Genomic DNA, 20643 nt, shown 5'->3' on the forward strand with positions numbered 1-20643 from the left:
ACTCTGTTGAATTCGAAAGATTGATTCATTACTTCAACTTTTATCCCACTTACATTTTTTCGTGCTTAATCACCCTTATCGTTCTGATTAAACAGAGTGAGATTCAGCATGATTTTTTCTTCTTCAAATTTTAAAGAAGGCTGCATTGATAATAAATAACGCAGTATTAATTTGAATGTTCAAAAACTATCGTAGTTGCAAGAAGAAACTAACTCGCATGAAACAATCAATGTGACTTTTCGTTTATCAACATCGATTTTAATCATTTTTTTATCATCTAGCTTCGCACTAACCTGACTGCTATCAAAAAATGATGGATGAGGCTAGTCATGACTACGATAGAGTTTTTTCATGATGCGGTGTGCGGATGGTGCTATTTGCTATCCCCCCGTTTACGTAAGATCGCTGAAAAATACCCAGTGAGAATAGTGCACCGTACTTTCGTATTGCAACACAATGAACAAGAGATGATTGCTCGCTTTGGCTCTCTCTCAAATGCAAAGCAAGAAATATTACAACATTGGAAACAATGTCAGCTTTTTTCTGAGAACCCGGAGTTAATTAATGTTGAGCGCATGCGTATTGCACCTTTTGACTATCCCACCGGCTATCTGGCAGCTCTTTATGCCAAAGCTATTGAGCAGCTGTGCGGACAGCAAGCACATTGGGATTTTTTTGATGCAGTGCAGCGTGCGCACTTATATGAAGCCAGGAATATAGCTGATGCTCAAGTGTTAAACGAAATCGCTAAAGCTCAGGGTTTTGTCAATGCAGAATTGTTTACGAAGCTTTGTTCTCCGTGCATTAAGCAAGCTGTCATGAAGGACAAGTTGCGTGCTAAGGACTTTGGTATACATACAATCCCCTCGTTAGTTGTGAATGGTAAAAAAGTCGTTTCCCAGACGCTTTCACTTGCCCAACTTGAGCAACTGATTTCAACGAATGAAACAGATCAATATGCGGAGGAGAAACTATGAATATTGTATTAGGCGCGCTGTTTGCCATTGCGATGCAGTCAGCAATGGCCCAACAGTATGTGGGTACCAGTCCATGGGGTGAGCAGGACGAAATCGGTCGCCTCAACATGATGACGCCAGAAAGCCAAGCGGCTGTCATGGCTAACATTGATGCCAGAAACGTTTACGACCTTTCGGTCGAATATTTTGTTGGAATGCCGAGCTGGCAAGCTGCCGGTGACCCTCACTATCAATTCTGGATGACGCATACGCCACGTGGGGCAGTGGTTGATAACGTGCTCGGTATGGGCAAACGGGTTAATCAGCATGTTAGCTACTCGGGTAGTGCCATATCTATGTATACCCACACCGGCACACATATTGATGCGTTCAGTCACTTTGGTTTGGATGGTAAAATCTATAACCATTTCAGTGCCGAAGAACACCTTGGTGACAAAGGCTGGAAACGCAGTGGTGCGGAAACCATTCCTCCGCTAGTCGCTCGTGGCGTACTGATTGATTTACCGAAAGCAAAAGATCTCGATATGTTGCCCGACAATTACAGAGTAACAGTTACAGATATCGAACAAGCTCTTGAGCAACAGAAGGTGACGTTGCAGGCAGGCGATGTTGTTTTAATACGCACAGGGCGCATGCAAGACTACGAACAAGCTACACAATTCATGGCCAATTCACCGGGCTTAGGTATGGCAGCAGCGACTTACTTAGCCGAAAAGGGTAAAGCGATGATCATTGGGGCCGACAATCTCAGTTTTGAGGCATTTCCGTCAGAAGTCGAAGGTAATTATGTTCCGGTTCACACGTACCTGTTAACCCAAGTCGGCGTGCCTATTATGGAGCTAGTGAACCTAGAAGAACTTGCAGCAGCAGAGGTTTATGAGTTCGCTCTTGTCGGCGGCTCGTTGAAGTTACGTGGTGCTGATGCTGCACCGCTGCGTCCCCTTGCCTTCCCATTCAAAACGCCGTCAACAAATACAAACGAGGACTAAACCATGGCTATTTTAGAAGCATTGAACTGGCGTTATGCCGTTCGTGAATTTAGTGATATGAAATTATCGGACGAAACTATTGCAGAGCTGGTAGAAGCTACTCGCTTGAGTCCTTCGGCATATGGCCTTCAGCCTTACAAATTGCTGGTGGTTAAGTCTCCAGAAGTGAAAAATAAGCTGCTTCCATATGCGATGGGTCAAACTAAAGTTCGCGATTGTTCGCATCTATTTATATTAACAGTGAATACCATAATTGATGCGCAATTCATTGAACAGCACTTTGCACATGTAGAACGTGAGCGCTGTCTTGACGCTGGAGAATTGGCAGGCTTTACGCAGCACGTCAAAGAAGTCATGTTGTCGATGTCTGTTGAGCAACTTCAGCACTGGGCTGAGAACCAAGTTCATATTGCACTTGGAAACTTATTGACGACCGCTGCATTGAAACAAGTCGATGCTTGCCCAATGGCAGGCTTTGAAAAGCAGGGCTTCGACCAGGTGTTAGGTCTTACAGAGCAGGGGCAAAAAAGTGCGGTTATTTGCGCTTTAGGTGAGCGCGCGGTTACTGATACGAGCAGCAGTGAACGAAAAGTGCGTTTACCAGCTAACAACTTCAGTTTGGAGATCTAGGTCATGCTATTGCTAATGGCGTTATTCGCTGGCGCCCTCATTACATTGCAAGCGGGAATAAACAGCCAGCTAGGTGTTTTACTGAAGAACTCCCTGATGGCCACCGTGGTTGCATTTGCTTTGAGTATCTTGGTCAGCGGTCTTGCGCTCATTAGCTTTACCAGCCAATGGCCCAACTGGAGTGATGTGCGCGCAGTCCCCTGGTACTTATGGTTTGGCGGTGTAATAAGCGCCACAGGTGTAGGCCTGTTTTACTTCTTGATACCTAAAATGGGGGTGGGTGCTATGATGTCCTATGCACTTACTGGGCAACTAGTTCTTGCTGTTTTGGCAAGTCATTTTGGTTGGTTTGGTTTACCGCAAGTCTCGTTGAATCAAGCTAAGTTGATCGGGTTAAGCGCAATGATTGCTGGTCTTGTTTTGTTAAATAGGTAATTAAATGAATACTTACCTTACGAAAAACTACATGAACTTGCTCGACCTTTGGCGTTGCTATGGTGCTAAAAAGCAAAACGGCTTGTGGTTTTCAACTGGATGGCCCAATCGCGTTTGGCACGAGTTGCTGGATACAGAGCAGACGCTGGCGAGATTAAAAGAAAACGAGCTAAGCTCAAAGCAGCAACTCGCGTTGGTAACGGGGCATGAAACGAAGCTGGAAGGATTACGTGCAGAGGGAAGTCTCACTTTGATGCATTTACACCTCACGGGGGAGCACCAAGAGCTTTCTAAGGGAACGGACTTGGAATTTATTCATAGTAACGATGAGGTTGATATCGGTGCTTTTATAGAAATGTGCAGCGAAGGTTTTGGCTATTCAATGGAAGTCGCTCCTTTACAACGGGCTGCTAATACAAAAGGTGTAAGAGTAGGATTTTTACGTGAGCACGGCGAGCGTGTGGCGACCATACTTTTGTATCAGCAGGGAAAAACCGTAGGCGTCTTCCAGGTGTCCGTGCCGAATGCATTTAGAGGCAAAGGTTACGCGACTGAAGTAATGATGCACTGCATACAGTGGGCGCAACTGCAGGGCATAGAATTAATGACCTTACAGGCTTCTCAAATGGGGCTAAATCTCTACCGACGTTTGGGCTTTAAGGAATCAGGTACGTTAACCTTTTGGAGAATGTAATGCATCGTATATCCCTAGAACAGTGGCGTATGTTTATTGCAGTTGTCGATAATGGTGGTTTTGCACAAGCGGGGGATGCGCTTTATAAAACGCAGTCAACGATAAGTCATAGCATTAAAAAACTCGAAAATACCGTAGGAAAGTCATTGTTTGAGGTAGTTGGGCGAAAAGCAGTACTTACAACATATGGAGAAAGCCTGTTGGCAGAAGCGCGTACTCTAGTCAGTCATGCTGACGCACTAGAACACGAGGCCATCACTCAGCACTCAGAAGTTCGAACCAACTTCAATCTCGCTGTTGATGTTCTATTCCCCCAACCTCAACTTTGGCGAGCTCTGGCTCGATTGGCTGATGACTTCCCTGAGCTTAATGTTCAATTGCATGAAACTGCACTATCGCGCTGTGGTGAGTTACTTGACGATGGCACTGTTGATATAGGTATAGCGAGCTCGATCCCAAAAGGTTATGTATGTCAACTGGTTACAACAGTTGATCTCTGTGCAGTTGCCCATTCGGAGCACCCATTGGCTGGTGTTAAAACACACTCTCTAACTGACTTAGAACAGTATAGGCAAATGGTCATCCGAGATGCGGGGTTACGCAATAATGTGAACTCAGGTTGGCTTGGTTCTGTGAGTCGTATGACCGCAAGCCATTTCGAACAGGCTTGGCAGGGTGTTGTCCATAAGATCGGTTTTGCTTGGCTTCCGATTTGGTTTATAAAACAAAAAAACAATCCTGAGGTTGAGGAGTTGAAGCTTGATAATGGACACATGCGCACAGTTGCACTACAGCTTGCTGTTCGTCCTGAGCTAGCATCGAGCAATGTGGTTAGCGCATTTGTAACCTACTTAACGGAAAAACAAGAGCATGAGTAGTAAAATTTCGCGTTGGCAGGGGGCAGGGCTAGTTGCCACTACATTACTCGGCACGGGGGTTTTTATTTTGCCGCAGCTGACCATTGTCAGTTCGGGCTCCGACAGTGCTATAGTATGGCTGCTCCTGACTGTAGTGATTATGCCTGTGGCGCTGGTGATGGGTAAACTCGCCGCGAGTTTTCCTCATGCTGGAGGCCCCGCTCATTACGTAGAAAAAGCTTTTGGGGCTCGGTTAGGCCGCAGTTTAGGCCTTTTATTTGTTTGCGTGGTGCCATTTGGAGCGCCGGCAGCCATGTTGATTACCTTTACCTTCTTCACTGGCCTCACCGGGATTACCGGGCCTTTACTTTTGATATGTGAGTTAATCACTCTGTTCGGCTTGTTCCTAATTAATCGGCGCGGATTAAAGTTATCTGCCGTTGTTCAGCTCGGTATCACAATCTTTATAGTTACATTTGTCCTAGCCCTTATATTAACACCGACAGAGCAAGTATCTTCGCCGTGGCAACCTAGGGTTCCTGAGGTGGGGCCCTTATTAAATGGAATTGGCATCGCCTTCTGGAGTTTCCTTGGACTTGAGGCGATTACCCATCTTGCCGAGGAGTTCCGTTGGCCCAGGCGAGACGTTATGCCGGCAATGGTCTATGGATGCCTAATGGTGGGTGGTATCTATGTGGCGACTGCCATTCTGTTATTGTTTTATCCGAGTATGACTGAAATCGCGATAATGGGAGTTGCCGAGTTAAAGTTTGGAAAAGCAGGCGCAATGCTTATCGGCATACTTGGTATAGCGGGTGGCTTGGCTGCGGTAAACGTCTATCTAGCGAGTCTATCGCGTTTGCTGGCAAATTTTGCTCAGCAAGGAGTCCTTCCTGCTACTTTGGGTAAAAAAAATAAGCACGGCATACCAATCTGGGCTATTACTTTTATTCTATCAATCATTGCTGTAATGCTCGTCTTTACTTTTATAACCAAACTTGATTTAGAGGCTTTGATTACGGCCGCCAATGGCGTATTCGTGCTTATCTATATGGCCACAATGTTTTCAGCATGGCGTTTATTAGCCAAAAAGTATCGTTTGCTTGTTGGTATTGGTTTGTTTTTGCTCACGGGTATTATGTGGAGTATCGGAATACAGATGATTTACGCAGTAATTTGCTTTGTTGTTATCGCTAATGGGCTCAGTACTCGTGAATGGTATGTTGCAAAAAATAGGAAATTATCATGATTAAATTGGGCATTATCTATTTTAGCGCAACCGGGGCTACTGAAACCTTAGCTCAGCAAATTGAGCAAGGCGCTCTTGCTGTTGACGACGTTGAAGTTATGCGTTTTCTCATTGACAAAAGACTGCTTATCGATGGGCGCTTTGTTGAGCAAGACGTTCTCACTCAGCTTGGTAAGTGCGACGCCATCATATTTGGCTCGCCAACGTATATGGGTGGGGTTGCTAGTCAGTTTAAAGCCTTTGCCGATGCCACCAGCGAATTATGGTGTGAACAATTGTGGGCGAATAAATTAGCTGCTGGTTTTACCTGTGGCAGCGCCCCGAATGGCGACCAATCAGGTACCTTACATTATTTTTTCACACTGGCTTGTCAGCAAGGTATGTTGTGGGTCAGTATTGACGCGGCGCATGGCTACACCAAGCACAATATTAATAGGTTAGGTAGTCAGCTTGGTGTGGTTGCGCACGTGAACGCCGAAGGCGTACATGAAACCGATAAAGCTACAGCAAACTATTTAGGGCAGCGGGTTGCTGTATTGGCAAAAAAATTCAATGAAAGCGAGTTTCAATGAAAAAAATAGCGGTCTTCGGTAAGCCTGGAAAAGGGAAGTCGACATTCAGTAAAGTATTAGCTGAAAGATATTGGCATCGCACTCTACCAATTTGATTCTATTGCTTCCAAGTGCAATAAAACACAACACGATACTTTCGTCTAATAATAGGATACTCGATGGTCTTGGTCCGATAAACGCATTTATCGAGCGTCTTAAAGCTGCCGATACTCTGATTTATTTAAACTTGTCTTATCCTTTGAGCTATTGGTTAGTTACGAAACGACTTTTAAAAGGGGGCTTTGTAAAACCGGAGGGGTGGCCTGATGGCTGCTCCATAATTAAAGGTTCTATTGCCAGTTATAAAGCGCTTCGAATGAGTCCGAAGTTCTGGAATAATGATTTCGAAGCTCGCTTAACAACAGAGTATCCAGACAAGTCTGTTCACATTATTCGTAGCCTTGTAGAGCTAAATAAATTTCTACAATGCGTTCGCAAATAAAACTTCGGAATAGCTACGCAACGTTGTGTTGGCTGTGCTCTTTTTTTTCAATAAACTCGACAATGCCTTCTTCGATAAACTCAGTGTCGCTGGACCACCTAAAGGCTAAAGCGACAGCAGCTATTGTGATTAAACATAAAATAACGATAAGAACTTTCAAATCGCTAGATACCTTTTTTGTTAGCGTCTCCGCAGATTGGGTACTATGCTGAGCCTTTGTTTCGTCACCCAGAGTTAATGTAGGCTGACTTAATAAAACATAATTAGAGGGGCAGGTCTTATCAGCGGCATCGCAACAGCAAAATTTCAGTCCGTACGTTGCTGAGTATGATGATGGTTACTTATATGGATATGGCTGGTCTGTTGTTCCGTTTGAAGACAAGGAAAACCTTGTTTGGCACAATGGTATGAGCTTTTTCGGAAAAGCTGAATATTGGCGCTTACCGGAGCAAGGTCTCATGATTTTTGTGGCGTCTCACGAAGGTGAAGTAGAGCCTTGGTCTATTGCAAATGCTATATACCAAACTCTATACAAATAAAATAATCCAGAGGCGCAATGTGCCAAATGGATCACGTCACGTGGTACATTGCGAGCTTAAACCTAGTGAATTTAGTCGTGCTTTATGTATTCCAAGCTACCATTCATCAATGTGACTTTTCCAGCGTCCGAGACTGACAACTTAATGGAGCGACGCAGTGAACCAAGATTCACAATATAGCCTCCCTCTTCTTCTTCGTACAGGGACCCTTCTAATACGCCAAAGCTCAGCCATAAGTGGTTTTCTTTTTCAGTTAAAGTGATTACCGGCCAGCCATTATTGTTCTCATAAGTGCCAAGGAGGTTTTGCCACGTTACAGAAAAGGGCACACGAGCTTTAGGATCAAGGGCATTTTCTTGTTCACGGGTAATACTTTGTTCGACGCCTTTAAGTTCCTCCCCATAGCGCGACTGCGCCAATTCAGGTGCGATAACTAAGTTATAGGCGAGATTTGCCGCCAGATGAGGTACTAAATACCCACGCTGGTCGTTGAAAAATGCTATCACTGCGACACCTTGCTCAGGCATAAAAGAGGCATGAAAACTTATTCCTGCGTAGCCGCCAAAACGAGTTAGGATAGTGTTGTCATGGTAGGTAGCAATGTCCCATGCCAAGCTATAGCCGGTTCGTTCATAGGTATAGTAAGTTTTTTTCTGAATTGTGGTTGACGAATGTAGAAGCTTAAAAAAGTTAGCCGCCGCGGAAAGTTCTTCCCCTTGGTTTAAATTGAATTGTAGCCATTTTGCCATGTCACCTAAGGTCGAAACGCTGCCGCCTGCAGCATGCAGCGTCTTATCTGTTTTGTACAGCCCTGTACGTAAAACCTCGCCATCAGCTCCAATCTCGATACTGGGTAAAATAGTGCCTGTCGGGTAGGCACTTAATGTTGAGCTAGTGTTGTGCATACTAAGCGGTGAAAATAAACTTGCGGCCATTAATTTTTTCCAGTTCTTTCTTGTTGCGTTTTCTATAGCGCGAGCTGCTAAAATGGGGCCTGTATTGGAGTATCTGAAAACGCCTGTTGGTGCTACTAAAGTATCGGTATTAAGCGCATCTATCAGTTCCGCTTCGGTCTCGTAACCCAAAAAGGCAGTTTTAAAAGTATGCATGATACTGGTGAAGCCGGCTGTATGGTTGAGCAGCTGCTCTACTGTAATGGTGTCGCTCGCAATTTTTGAATGCGTAATCTCATTGGCTAAATAAGTTTTGATCGGAGCGTCTAGTTGGAAATTACCTTTGGTAGCCAAAACTTGAGCCAGAGTGCCTGTGAAAGCCTTAGTATGTGAAGCAATCAAAAAAGGCGTCTCAGTAGTAAGCCCATTACTTACTGCGTCATTGCCTTTTGTGTTGAGCGTATAGGAATATCGAAGCCCATTTTTATCTACAACCGCAAGTAACAGATCGCCTTTTAGTTGATGCTTTTGGTAAAACTGTTCAAGTGTACTGGGCAATTGCTGCTCGAGTCGTTGGAGGGACGTGTCGTCGACACCATCAGCATTTGCATAGCTAATTAGTGATGTTATCACTGTCATTACGACAGCAAACGCGAAGCTTTTCATAGTGAGTTTCCAATTGTTCGTTGACTAAAACTGATTAGAAACACCGACAGTAGCTTTTGGATGCAACGATTTAGTTTTCTTCTATGCGAAGTACTAACCCACCTAACAAACCAATACTTGTTATACCAAAAACCAACATCGGTGATTGAGTGAAGAAGCTCGTAATTGCGTCCCAGTTTGAATTGTTTGACAGACCCACGAGAAGCGCGGTTGTTATGGTCGCCGCTGCACCCGCAAGCATGAGCACGCGCCTACGGAACCTATGTCTGAAGTTTACGTTATCAATGACTTTCTCAACAAATTTCTCACTAGATTCAGTTTGTTGGTAGGCAAGTAGCCTGGTGAAATCTTGCTCGGAGGAATTGTTCATTTTGTGCTCCCTGTTTGAGATTCATTTAGCCAGCCGGTCAGCTTTTGCTTTCCTCTATTGATATGAGACTTAACAGTACCTAACGGAAAGTCGGTGATTGTGGCAATTTCTTGATGACTCATTCCTGCGCTAAAGGCAAGGGTCATGCAGGTACGCTCTGAAAAGGAGAGTTTCGTCATAAGCTGTTCTACCAAAATTTCATTTTCAGCATTCGTATAAGTTGGTTGACTAAGTGTTTGGTCAGTGAGCTCCGCTTCTTGTTGATAATGCGCTTTACGCATCTCATTCAAAAAAGCGCGATAGGCAATACTGTGTAACCACGTACTGAAATTCGCCTCCGCCCGAAATGTGGCTAGTTTATCGTAGGCGGCTATAAAAACGTGTTGGGCGAGATCATCAGCAAGTGTTCGGTTACCTTGCGTCAGCCGACAAAGAAATTGCCGAATAGGCTGCTGATAACTTCGTACCAATGTCGTGAACGCATGTTGGTCGTCGTTGACCAGAATGCGCATAATAAGGGTTTGGTCATTCATTTTTATTGATTAGTGAAATACCACCAAAAGCCAAACCGACGAACAGCGGGAAGACGCCAAAAACAGCACCGACAATGAAGTTTTCACTGATAAACCCGCCCGCAAAACAAGCAATACCAATGGCTGTCAGCAGCAAACCTTTTCGTAAATCACGTTTTGACTGATTCACATTTGCGCCAAGGTTTTTTAAAAGTGCTGGCGACAACTCACCACCGTTTTGTAGGTGCAGTTGCAGTGTTGTATGAAGTTGTTGTTTTTCACGCGTACCCATATAAAGGCTCGCAATGATCACAACCGCTATACAGATAATGCCAATAACAGGTATCCAAAGCTCAGACATAGAGGTTCCTCATTAACTCTAAATTATGGTCTAAATATATAGACACGTTGTGATTACGTTTTAGATGCACCAAGGATGATTTTTTTCAAATTATGTCTTCAACGTAGGGGATGATATACATTGAAGATTCCTCGAAATGCATCTCCTGCAAACACCATGTTACTTTATTATGGGTTAAATGATGCGTCTTCGAAGGTGAGAACCGTTGAATGTGCATTAGAAAGGTATCATCAAAAAAAACAGTTCAAAGGTTGTAAGATTAACGTTTCATCATGCTCTGAGACACCAAATCCTCTCACACCGACCAATCTCTCTGATCTTGACAAGAAAAACGTCTCTACCCCAAAAACAAGGCGCTACTACAAAACCCTTTACCCCCTAGTCCAACAATTTGCCCTCAATCCAACTGGCTATAGCATCAGTGTTAGTAATATCGCCCTCATAGACATGTGTTGGCTTATAAGTGGCGTTAATTCCTCTTTCACGACCATAGTGAATTGCGGTTGGATACACGAGTTGATCTATGCCGCTGGGAAAATCTGACGTAATCCTTTTCAAATATTTCGTATCTCTAGAAGTTTCATAAAATCAAATGCTCTGCACGCCGAAAAAGTAATAATTAGCACCGATTTTTTCATACCGTAGTCGCTGTAAGCAGGGTACACTTTTGTAAACGAAATGTTGTAAAGCACGCGGTGTTGTCGCGTAAAAGGACACATATGAAATCGCTTTTCCATCCTCGAAAATGGGGCATTTTAGCCCTTCTTACCACGTTTACCTTGCCTGTTTGGGCACATGAAATCGGCCTGCAACTCTACAGTCTGCGCAATCAAATGGCTGAAGATGTACCATCGGCGATCGAGCAAGTCCGAGACTGGGGTATCAATGCCGTTGAGGGTGGGGGAAATCTTTATGGCTATTCAGTAACAGAATTTAAATCGATTCTGGATAAAAATCATGTTGAGGTAGTTAGCGTAGACACCACTTATGAAGAGGTTCGCGACAACCCTATAGCCGTTGCTTACAAAGCGAAGTTTTTCGGCGCAAGATTTGCCACCGTATACTGGATCCCGCACACCGGCATGTTTGATATAGAAAAAGCGAAAGAAGCGGTGGACGTGTTCAATAGAGCCGGTGCGCTGTTGGCAGAAAATGGGATTACCTTGCAATATCATCCCCACGGTTATGAATTCTTTCCGCATGAAGAGGGTACGATCCTCGACTACATGCTGCAAAATGTCACCGAAGCCAAGTTTCAAATGGACGTGTTTTGGATAAAGCAGGGGGGGCAAGACCCTGTAGATTTCTTGACGCGTTATCCTGGTAAGTTCACGTCATTGCATTTAAAAGACAGGGCGCATGGTACTGCCGACACAACCAATGGTACAGCCGATGTAGAAGTCAACGTGGTGCTTGGGTCTGGTGATGTTGGAATTGATAAAGTGGTTGCGGTAGCCAAGCAGCAAGGCATTAAATACTTTTTTATTGAAGATGAGTCTTCACGAGTTTTATTGCAGGTGCCTAAAAGTATTCGTTATCTGTTGGAGCTTGATGGTCGCACAGTAGGCTTTGATTAACCACAATTAAGAAGGCGCACCATGCATACGTCAGTAAACAGCGGATCCGAGTACAACAACTTACCTTTTATTCTCGCAATCAGTGTTATCGCGACATTAGGCGGCTTTCTATTTGGTTTTGATAGTGGCGTAATCAACGGTACCTTTGACGGACTGCAAAACACATTTCGGTCAGATGCATTCGGTACTGGCTTCGAAGTGGCCAGTATGCTGTTAGGATGTGCGGTTGGAGCTTTTACCGCTGGTCGTTTGGCTGACTATTACGGTCGCCGTAAAATGCTTATGGTTGCCGCTGTCTTTTTTATTGTCAGTGCATGGGGCTCTGGGGCGGCTGACACGTCTACAACCTTTGTAATCTTTCGCATTTTAGGTGGCTTTGCTGTCGGCGCTGCATCGGTAATGACGCCTGCTTATATCAGTGAAATTGCCCCGGCAGCAATTCGTGGCAAGCTCGCAACATTACAGCAAATCGCGATTATATCAGGCCTGTTTATTGCGTTTTTGAGTAACTACCTAATCGCTGATATTGCAGGAGGTTCAACGGCACAGTGGTATCTGGATTTTGAGGCCTGGCGCTGGATGTTTTGGGTGGAGCTTGTTCCTGCAACCTTATTTTTAATTGGGTTGCTATTTATTCCTGAAAGCCCGCGCTTTTTAGTGATATCCAAACAGCAAGACAATGCCTTAGCGGTGCTAACTAAGCTGTATTCAACACGTGCAAAACAGGTTTACGATGACATTAAACTGTCTGTCTCGCAAAGCCATACTCCGGCTTTAAAGGATCTCTACGATAAACCACGTCGCCGTATTCGGCCCATATTATGGGTAGGCATTGGGCTGGCAACGTTTCAACAGCTAGTGGGGATTAATGTTGTTTTTTATTATGGCGCAGTATTGTGGCAAGCCGTGGGTTTTTCCGAGAGCCACGCTTTATTAATTAATGTAATAAGCGGTGCTGTGAGTATTGCAGCCTGTGTGTTAACTATTTTGTTGATCGACAAAATTGGCCGCAAGCCCATTATGATGATGGGCTCCATTGGGATGACGATCACATTGGCAACCATGGTTTTTGCTTTCGCGAACGCAGATGTTGCGACCGGTGGCAGCCTCGATTTGGGTGATTATGGTACGTTAGCATTAGTAGCAGCTAATGCCTATGTGGTCATGTTTAACTTCTCTTGGGGGCCGGTAATGTGGGTGCTTCTTGGAGAAATGTTTCCCAATCAAGTTCGTGGTGCAGGTTTGGCCGTTGCTGGCTTTTTCCAATGGGGCTCAAATTTTCTTATTACGCTGACTTTCCCACTGATGTTAGGCTCGATTGGTTTACTTGGCGCGTATGGATTTTATGCGTTCTGTGCAGGTGTCTCGGTCGTATTTGTCAGTAAGTATGTGTTTGAAACAAAGGGCAAGCGGCTTGAGGAGATGGCTGGGTAGGTTGAAATACACTACGGAAATGGATAAAGATGGAGCAGAAAAAGACTAACTGTTACTGCTCCAACATTTAAAGGCTTGTTTATTTACGCCTTACACGCATTAGGCCCATACCCAACAATAACAAACCGACAGCCGCGGGTGCAGAGACTTCTGATGCTTCAAAGTCAAACGTTGTATTTTGCCCATCAATACCTAGGGTGAACGCATCGACAGCGACCTGTGAACCTGCAGCCCAGCCAGATCCGGCTTTGAACAAAACAGCACCAAAACTTGAATGTAGGCCTGCATTGGGGAAAGCATTCAAGATATCTGCAATCGAGCATGGCGCGCCAATACCGCATATCTGTGCTGATGCTGTGTCATTGGCAATGGGATTTCCGGTCATCCACCAACGCCCTGCAAGCGCATCCCACGTTTGCCACATGCCGTCTTGCACTTGATTATCATAATAGGGCTCATAGACTAACCGACCTTGCCAATTGAGCGCGTTATCTGTTAAGTCATAATCAATATTAAACTGCAGTGCAGCACTTATTGTGTTATTTCCTACCGTGTTATAGGTGGAGTAATTGAGTGCTGTAAGTGCATCGAGTCTTACATCTGATAGGCCGAAACCAAGCACCATCCCAGAGGTGTTGGTGTCTAAGGTAAATTGTGCAGATCCTGTTCCTAATGGCGGTGTACCAGGACCAGAGACAAAATGAACACTGCCTCCGGGGCCACCCTCAGCAAATGGCACCCAACCGTTCATGTCGTCTGGAGTAACGGTAATAACGGCTGCGCTTGCAGATGTCATCCAGAAAAGAATAACCAAAAATAAACCTAACACTTTTTTGTTAATCATCATTTTCCTTACATATTTAACGTCTATGTAGAGCTTAGAAACAAAGCAAGATAGGTACCGGCTTTTAAAAAACAAATAGAAACAAGTAGATACACTCTAATGTGATTTTTGTGTTTAAAATTTGTAAAAAAATAAGACAGTTAATGTAAGTATAAAGTTGATTGAATGAACGTTTTATCCGATGCTTTGCATTGGCCTTACTCACAAAGTGTGATGGTAAGTAGGAAGTCGTTATTGCTTGTGCCCTAGACTATTTCGCTTTCGCAATTTCACGACAAACCCTTCACAATTGACTTGTTAATGTGTCGAAAAATACAACAGATGGGCACATTATATGAAGCGTGTAAGTATACTTTTAGTTTTGATATTGACGTTATCAGCATGTCAACAGCGTCATCTCGACATATTCCCTGAACTTTCTAATGAGGCTCTTCTTACCAAGCAGCTAACCGTAGAGCAGATGCATGATGATATTGATGCCTTTCTTGAAGGGGCGCTAACGCGTCATCCTGAAATTGAAGAATATGCTGATGTTCCATCGTTGAAAGCACAAGCTGAAAAGCTAAAAGCAAGTATAACGTCGCCGCTGACCCGTATTGCGTTTTATCGTGTTGTGGGCAAGTTGTCTCCGTTTTTTCAAGATGGTCATTCTTTCTTGATTTGGCCATATCAAGAGTTAAATCTTGCTCGCGACCAGGGGCATAAAACATTTCCTTTGTCGGTTACGGTTGGGCAAAACGGACAACTCCAACTAAAGCAGGCTTACAAAATAGGCGACCGCTCCATCCCTTCTTCTACTGAAATTCTTTCAATTAATGGTGTCGAGAGCGACCAGATTTTGAGCACATTAAAGCAATATGTTGGAGGTGAAACCGAGCTACTGAGGGAACATGTTGTTGCCATGCGTTTTGGTATTGGTTTGTGGGCGTACTACGGCTGGTTGGACAGCTTCAATATCGAGTTGGAATTACCGGATGGAGCACAAAGCGTTTCTCTTCAAAAGGACGGACTATGGCCTGAAGCCGACGCACAGGCAACAGGTATGACAGCAAGCGAAGCAGGGAAAGATCATTATTACAAGCGGCTTTCTGAAGACGTGGGATTTATTTATCTTGCGCATTTTGATGTTGAACCTGATACGTTCGAAACCTTCATCGATGACACGTTTGCCACTCTTCGGGAGCAGAAAATCAAACATTTAATTATTGATGTACGTGATAATCCAGGTGGGAATACTGATACAGTCACTTATTTAACAAAACATTTAGCGGACAAGCCTTTCAGAATGATTTCTAAACTGAAGGAAAAGCTAAATGAAGAAAATCGAGGCTGGTTCAATTACAAAGGAGAGGTAGGCGAAATATTACTCTCAGATTGGGATGATTGGGAAACCCCGGTAGCGGAAAATAAACGTTTTCACGGTAGCACCTATTTGCTGATTGGCCCAGTAACCTATTCAGCTTCCATTGTGTTGGCAACCACGCTAAAAGACAATGACATAGCAACGTTAGTCGGTAAAACAACAGGAGGCTTTGCGAATCAGTCTGCACAGGGTAACTTATTCAACTTGCCGCATTCTGAGCTAAGGGCCTACATCACAACGCGAATGTTGGTGAGACCAAACGGCGAACTTGCTCGCCAAGGTGTTGTGCCACACTATAATGTAAACGATTATGCGATAGCGCGCTGTCAGCAAGCTGATGGTAATAATGATCCTTCATTAGCGTTAATCGATTTGCTTTTGAGTGGCGAGTTAGAAGAGTGTAAAAAGGTGGTCACACAAAGTGGAAAACAATAAATGTACCGTATTGGTTGTGGAGGATACACACGACATCGCTACGCAGTTGTGTGATTTTCTTGAAGGTAAAGCGTTTATTGTTGATTACGCAGAAACGGGCGGACAAGCTATTCAATTGGCCGCCCAAAACCGGTATGACGTCATCATTTTGGATTTAATGTTGCCAGACATAGACGGTACGCAGGTGTGTAAACACATAAAGCAAACCAGTGACACAGCTATACCCATATTAATGTTAACTGCGCGCGATAGCATTGAACACAAAGTGCAGGGCTTTGGCGTGGGTGCCGATGATTATTTAACAAAGCCTTTTGTACTTGAAGAGGTGTACTTAAGGTGCGTTGCCCTCACTAAACGCCACCGGCTTCACAAGTCAAAAGTAATAGAGTTGGGGGATCTTAAAATTAATGTGAGTACCAAAGAAGTTGAACGTCAAAATCGCGCCATCACGCTATCGACAAAAGATTTTCAAATATTGAGTTTATTGGCTGAGGCTTATCCCAGCGCTGTCAGTAAACGAGAGCTAGTTGAAAAGGTGTGGGGCTCAGACGCGCCAGAAACTGATGCAGTAAGGAGTCATATGTATACCTTGAGAAATGCCATTGATAAACCCTTTGCAACTTCGATGATAAAGACGGTCCACGGGATTGGCTTTAGGCTCGTGGTTTAAGGTCAACCTGAAGTTTGATGAAAGTTAACACCAGCACCCGAATTTCTTACGCTATTACCAAGCTAGTGCTCGCAGTTGCCCTTACCTTAACATTTTTATATAGCGTATTTGTGCTGGGATACTCTTGGGTAATTGAAGACAATATTTTCAACCGCTTAGTGGCTCAGCAAGTTACCGCAATTAAGCGCAACTACGACATGACAGGCATTGCTGATGTCTCCAAAGGGCAAATATACCAGTTGCATCAGGGGTGGGATGCCGTACCAACGTCCATACGGCAAATGTATAGTGAAGAACCACATCGTGTTGAATATACGCTCGAAAATGGAAAAACCTATCACTTGGCACACTTTTACCTTGGCAATGACGAGTTTGTTTTATTGGCCGATGTGGAAGGTTTTGAAGTTAGTCGAGATTATTTGTCAGGTATTCTGATTTCGTTACTGGGTGTGAGTTTATTTTCTTGTGCTTGTGTCATGTTGCTCGGCTGGCGAATGGGCCGTCGAATCGCAAAGCCCATAGAAGCCTTAGCCGGGGAAGTAAAAACACTACATAGTGACCAGCAAAATTCGGTAACGGAATTAATTACCACTACGCAGATCAACGAAGTGAGTGCGCTGGCAAAAGCCATTAACGATAGCTTTACTCAACTTAATAATGCACTTACCCGGGAAATCCATTTTACCAAAGATATTAGTCATGAAATAAGAACACCTATCAGTGTATTACAAAATGCGCTGAGTCAGAGTATTCAAGGAGAAGTGAACGCAGAGCATGGCGCCAATACTGTTTGTTTTTCAGCGCAATCTGTTCAGCAGATGAAAAACGCTACGGAACAGCTGGCTCAGACTACCCATATACTGCTGGCATTAGCGAGAAATGAATCGTCGATTAGAGAGTCTTTGTCGCTTAATCAAGTGATAGAAAAATGTGTATTAAGCCACTTCGGTTTAAATCATACTCAAAAAGGTGAATCACTTGAGCTCGATATCTCTCTGCCCCATGAAGATATCGTCATCAATGCCAACCGAAATCTGCTAGAAATACTGGTCAATAATTTATTGTCAAATATTGTTGCCCATGCCACTGGGAATCGAGTCGACCTTCAATTAGTAGAGCGATGTTTGACGTTAACTAACCAGTATGAACAAGACTTACCCGACAATTTACTTTTCAGCGGTAGTAAGGGACAGGACAGTACCGGAATAGGGCAGGGCCTAAGCTTGGTAAAGCGCATTTGCGACGCTTGTGGCTGGGGTGTCAATGTGCAAGTGAATACTGAAATGCAGTATTTCACTGTCATCATTGATTTTCATTGATAGCATGCATTTTTCTTAGAATTTGCTTCTTTTCTTCACAAAAGCGCGACACCCTGTAGCTTACCATTTTGTTCATCATTGAGGAGAAATATGATGAACAAAATTGTAACCCTGATATTGCTATTGACGCTGTTCCTGTCGGATGTGATTTTGAATGGGATGGCATTTGCTGATTCCACTTCTAAAAAGGGGGGAACGGCAAAGAGAGTCGCCATGTTGATTTCTGGTCATGGGAATGTTGATGAGACCTTGTCCTACGATTTAGAAGAACTGGTTCAAAGCTATTTAATCTTCCACCGTAACCAAATAGACATTGACATCGTCACGCCAAATGGTGGTCCTGTTCCTGTTAAAAGCAACAAAGATGACGTGCCATATGTGTCAACTTTCAAAAAAGATACCAATGCACTGGCAATGCTTGCAAATACACTGTCAGCAGAACAAGCCAGTCAACGTCACTATGATGCCTTGTTCATTGTGGGCGGCGATGGTGCGGTGTTTGACTTACCCTTCGATCAAAATACCCAAAAGTGGATAACCACCTTTGCTCACGGAGGCAAGCCGATAGCTGCTGTATGTCACGGGCCTGCTGCCTTAGTCGATGTAAAAATGCACGACGGGAGTTATTTTGTTGCCAACAAGCTCGTCAACAGTTTTACCTTTGTTGAAGATCACGCATTTAAAAAAGAGAACATTGAGAAATACCCACTGATAACGCAAACAGAATTGGAAAAAAGAGGCGCGCGTTTTGTCGCAAACCGTCCTATGTTGCCTTTTGTTGCCATCGATGAAAACTTGATCACTGCACAAAATCCAACGTCAGTTGCAAAGGCGGCTGAGACATTACTACTTGCCATGGGTATTCAACCTGTTGCGCGCCAAGCTTATAAGGATGAAGCGTCGATGGAGCTCATTGCGAAGGCGCGTAACATGGGAGTGTCGCACATTGACTTTGCCATGCTTCATACGCCAGAGCGTTACGATATGATGTATCTTGCACTATACGGCTTATACGCCTTTCCATTAGCAGAAACTGAGCAAGACAAAACTATTGAGCTTCAAATCATGGAGAAGATAGGCGAGTATTTTAAACACCCGCAATATGCCACGCATATGATAAATACATTCCTGAATGCCGGTGATCGTGAAAAAGCCAAGTTTCATTTTGAGTTGGCAAAGCAGCAGTTCACTGACTTCTCATTGCCTGAGGCAATAAGTAATAAGCTTTGAATATTTGTGGGCAATGACTACGCGCAAACGTCATTGCCCTCGTTACTAAAAAGGTGTTTTTATGATGCACTTAACGAGGTTTACAACAGTAATACTACTATTTGTTTTACCCTCAATCTCATGGGCATCGAGTTGCCCGTCCAGTTGTCAATTAGACCAAATAAAAACCTATTTTTCCGCTTTGGATAAAATAAGCCGACATGGTTCAACTATTGAAGACGTTGATGCCTTTTTGGCGTTGATGCACAGCGACGTCAATTATGTTCATGTGGAATACCACGCCAATTTTGATAAAGCATCATGGCGAAAAGCGTTTATTCGTAATCTTGAAAGAGGGGCATATCAAAATACAGAGAAACATGAGAAGCGCATTATCAAGCGTATTTTTGGTAAAAATCACGTTGCGATTGAATATGCCCATGGCGTAGTACTTGAAAATGGCAGCTGGCAGCCCACGGAGCCTTTATTGGTTTTATTTGGGTTCAAAGACGGAAAAATATCGCTAGTAAAAGAGTTATGGTGATAGCATGGCGCGCTTGTGGCCAATGCAAAGCTAATTTTTGATGCTTCTTACACGTTTGAAGGCAATGAAAGTTCACAAAATTGCATCGCAAAGTGCTGAAGACGCTAGTAAGCTCAAAGGATTGTTGCCTAGAAACATGATGCGAATTTTAGACAATTATAATCATATACGTGAGCAGCCATTGGTATTTTTTTGCTGAATAAGTGTCGCTGTGCTTTAACTTTGTTGGTTTACCTTAGATGCCTTTTTTGTGTCATTGCAGTGCACAAATATTGATTAAAGGCAAAGTAAGCTATGACTTGCTTCTTACAATAAGGCTTTGGTTGATCAATTTCTCGTCAGTAAGAATAGCGTTCATAATTGTTTCTTCTGTTTGTGTAAGCAAATCCAAAACGGTCGCTTTAACATGGGCTGTATCTCTGCTTTGCATCGCTTCAAAAATTTTAAGGTGTTGATCCTGGGAAAAAGGGAAGGCTGCCTTTGATTTGATATAAATCCAATACACCCGCATAGCGATATACTCTAGCTGTTGTACAAAGTCGACCATAAGCGGGAATTCTGAATGCCTCGCAATGATGAGATTAAGGTCTTTATTTACTTTTAATTTTTGTAATGCGATGTCGTCATTTTCTACCTCCAACTCTTCATGCAGCATGCTGGCTAACTCACTAATTTCATCTATATTTACGTTTGAAGCAGCGATCCCAAAAACACTCGGTATCAGCATTTTACGCAGTAGAAAGTTTTGTCTTATATCATGCAATCTCAACGGCGAGACTTTGGTTATCCGTGGTGAAACATCAACCAGTATTTGCTTTGAAATTAATCGTTCCATTAAATTTCGTGAAATTGAGCGACTAATTCCATAGCTTTCATTGAGAATACTTTCCGACACTTTTTGTTCAGGCGCCAGCGTTTGCGTGACTATCGCATCCATAATTTTCTCAAAAGCATTATCTATATCATTGATTACGTCTTGCTTTTTCATTACTGCTCGCTCTCCCAGTTTTCAAAGACCCTAAT

The 20643-nt window shown here is 43.7% G+C and carries 22 protein-coding genes; 15 read left to right on the top strand and 7 right to left on the bottom strand.

What is annotated here, in order from left to right; all coding sequences use genetic code 11:
* The first annotated feature begins 329 nt into the window (after positions 1-329).
* The 8 genes from DRW07_RS05335 to DRW07_RS05370 are packed head-to-tail and all read left to right on the top strand — an operon-like array spanning position 330 to position 6403.
* Positions 330-977 carry a DsbA family oxidoreductase gene (locus tag DRW07_RS05335; RefSeq protein ID WP_124026873.1) on the top strand — a complete coding sequence of 216 codons (648 nt, stop codon included), beginning with the start codon at positions 330-332 and terminating at the stop codon, positions 975-977.
* Positions 974-1966: a cyclase family protein gene (locus tag DRW07_RS05340; protein WP_124026874.1), complete on the top strand. Its 993-nt coding sequence runs from the start codon at positions 974-976 to the stop codon at positions 1964-1966. Before DRW07_RS05335 ends, DRW07_RS05340 begins: the two co-directional genes overlap by 4 nt.
* A gap of 3 nt (positions 1967-1969) precedes the next feature.
* A complete protein-coding gene (locus DRW07_RS05345; protein ID WP_124026875.1) occupies positions 1970-2596 on the top strand; it encodes an NAD(P)H-dependent oxidoreductase in 627 nt (208 codons plus the stop codon).
* Between the two features lie 15 nt (positions 2597-2611).
* Positions 2612-3031, top strand: a complete 420-nt coding sequence (locus DRW07_RS05350) for a DMT family transporter (protein WP_240630515.1) — start codon at positions 2612-2614, stop codon at positions 3029-3031.
* A 4-nt stretch (positions 3032-3035) separates the two neighbouring features.
* Positions 3036-3725, top strand: coding sequence for a GNAT family N-acetyltransferase (locus tag DRW07_RS05355; RefSeq protein WP_124026877.1), 690 nt, complete (start codon positions 3036-3038; stop codon positions 3723-3725).
* Complete coding sequence (locus DRW07_RS05360; protein ID WP_124026878.1) at positions 3725-4603, top strand: LysR family transcriptional regulator; 879 nt, start codon at positions 3725-3727, stop codon at positions 4601-4603. Before DRW07_RS05355 ends, DRW07_RS05360 begins: the two co-directional genes overlap by 1 nt.
* Positions 4596-5831, top strand: coding sequence for an L-methionine/branched-chain amino acid transporter (yjeH, locus tag DRW07_RS05365; RefSeq protein ID WP_124026879.1), 1236 nt, complete (start codon positions 4596-4598; stop codon positions 5829-5831). Before DRW07_RS05360 ends, yjeH begins: the two co-directional genes overlap by 8 nt.
* Positions 5828-6403 (top strand): flavodoxin family protein, encoded by a 576-nt coding sequence (locus DRW07_RS05370; RefSeq protein WP_124026880.1) that lies wholly within the window; start codon positions 5828-5830, stop codon positions 6401-6403. Before yjeH ends, DRW07_RS05370 begins: the two co-directional genes overlap by 4 nt.
* Positions 6404-7494: 1091 nt before the next feature.
* On the opposite strand, the gene DRW07_RS05380 is transcribed toward DRW07_RS05370, so the two are convergent.
* From DRW07_RS05380 to DRW07_RS05400, 5 genes are all read right to left on the bottom strand, one after another.
* The gene (locus DRW07_RS05380; protein ID WP_124026881.1) at positions 7495-8982 is read right to left on the bottom strand and encodes a serine hydrolase domain-containing protein; all 1488 of its coding nucleotides are present in this window, start codon (positions 8980-8982) and stop codon (positions 7495-7497) included.
* A 70-nt stretch (positions 8983-9052) separates the two neighbouring features.
* Positions 9053-9352: a hypothetical protein gene (locus DRW07_RS05385; RefSeq protein ID WP_124026882.1), complete on the bottom strand. Its 300-nt coding sequence runs from the start codon at positions 9350-9352 to the stop codon at positions 9053-9055.
* Positions 9349-9885, bottom strand: a complete 537-nt coding sequence (locus DRW07_RS05390) for an RNA polymerase sigma factor (protein WP_124026883.1) — start codon at positions 9883-9885, stop codon at positions 9349-9351. Before DRW07_RS05390 ends, DRW07_RS05385 begins: the two co-directional genes overlap by 4 nt.
* Entirely contained in the window at positions 9878-10225 is a 348-nt protein-coding gene (locus DRW07_RS05395) for a DUF6249 domain-containing protein (RefSeq protein WP_124026884.1), read from the bottom strand. The genes DRW07_RS05390 and DRW07_RS05395 overlap by 8 nt, the downstream gene beginning before the upstream one ends.
* A gap of 378 nt (positions 10226-10603) precedes the next feature.
* Positions 10604-10783 carry a hypothetical protein gene (locus DRW07_RS05400; protein ID WP_124026885.1) on the bottom strand — a complete coding sequence of 60 codons (180 nt, stop codon included), beginning with the start codon at positions 10781-10783 and terminating at the stop codon, positions 10604-10606.
* A gap of 161 nt (positions 10784-10944) precedes the next feature.
* On the opposite strand from DRW07_RS05400, the gene DRW07_RS05405 reads away from it, so the two are divergent.
* Both DRW07_RS05405 and DRW07_RS05410 read left to right on the top strand, forming a co-directional pair.
* Entirely contained in the window at positions 10945-11802 is an 858-nt protein-coding gene (locus tag DRW07_RS05405; protein ID WP_124026886.1) for a sugar phosphate isomerase/epimerase family protein, read from the top strand.
* A gap of 21 nt (positions 11803-11823) precedes the next feature.
* Entirely contained in the window at positions 11824-13236 is a 1413-nt protein-coding gene (locus DRW07_RS05410) for a sugar porter family MFS transporter (RefSeq protein ID WP_124026887.1), read from the top strand.
* Positions 13237-13315: 79 nt separating this feature from the next.
* On the opposite strand, the gene DRW07_RS05415 is transcribed toward DRW07_RS05410, so the two are convergent.
* Positions 13316-14083: a hypothetical protein gene (locus DRW07_RS05415; RefSeq protein ID WP_124026888.1), complete on the bottom strand. Its 768-nt coding sequence runs from the start codon at positions 14081-14083 to the stop codon at positions 13316-13318.
* Between the two features lie 331 nt (positions 14084-14414).
* Here DRW07_RS05415 and DRW07_RS05420 point away from each other — a divergent pair, with 331 nt between their 5' ends.
* The 5 genes from DRW07_RS05420 to DRW07_RS05440 all read left to right on the top strand — a co-directional run bounded on the left by DRW07_RS05420 (position 14415) and on the right by DRW07_RS05440 (position 19620).
* Positions 14415-15878: a S41 family peptidase gene (locus DRW07_RS05420; protein ID WP_124026889.1), complete on the top strand. Its 1464-nt coding sequence runs from the start codon at positions 14415-14417 to the stop codon at positions 15876-15878.
* Positions 15865-16548, top strand: coding sequence for a response regulator transcription factor (locus tag DRW07_RS05425; RefSeq protein ID WP_124026890.1), 684 nt, complete (start codon positions 15865-15867; stop codon positions 16546-16548). The genes DRW07_RS05420 and DRW07_RS05425 overlap by 14 nt, the downstream gene beginning before the upstream one ends.
* Before the next feature lie 17 nt (positions 16549-16565).
* Positions 16566-17867 (top strand): sensor histidine kinase, encoded by a 1302-nt coding sequence (locus tag DRW07_RS05430; protein WP_124026891.1) that lies wholly within the window; start codon positions 16566-16568, stop codon positions 17865-17867.
* Positions 17868-17957: 90 nt separating this feature from the next.
* A complete protein-coding gene (locus DRW07_RS05435) occupies positions 17958-19097 on the top strand; it encodes a type 1 glutamine amidotransferase domain-containing protein (RefSeq protein WP_124026892.1) in 1140 nt (379 codons plus the stop codon).
* 61 nt (positions 19098-19158) lie between these two features.
* Positions 19159-19620, top strand: coding sequence for a nuclear transport factor 2-like protein (locus DRW07_RS05440; RefSeq protein ID WP_124026893.1), 462 nt, complete (start codon positions 19159-19161; stop codon positions 19618-19620).
* A gap of 292 nt (positions 19621-19912) precedes the next feature.
* On the opposite strand, the gene DRW07_RS05445 is transcribed toward DRW07_RS05440, so the two are convergent.
* Positions 19913-20608 (bottom strand): GntR family transcriptional regulator, encoded by a 696-nt coding sequence (locus DRW07_RS05445; RefSeq protein ID WP_124026894.1) that lies wholly within the window; start codon positions 20606-20608, stop codon positions 19913-19915.
* Between the last annotated feature and the right edge of the window lie 35 nt (positions 20609-20643).

This window comes from Paralteromonas sediminis (assembly GCF_003820355.1).
GTDB classification, from domain to species: Bacteria; Pseudomonadota; Gammaproteobacteria; order Enterobacterales; family Alteromonadaceae; genus Alteromonas_F; species Alteromonas_F sediminis.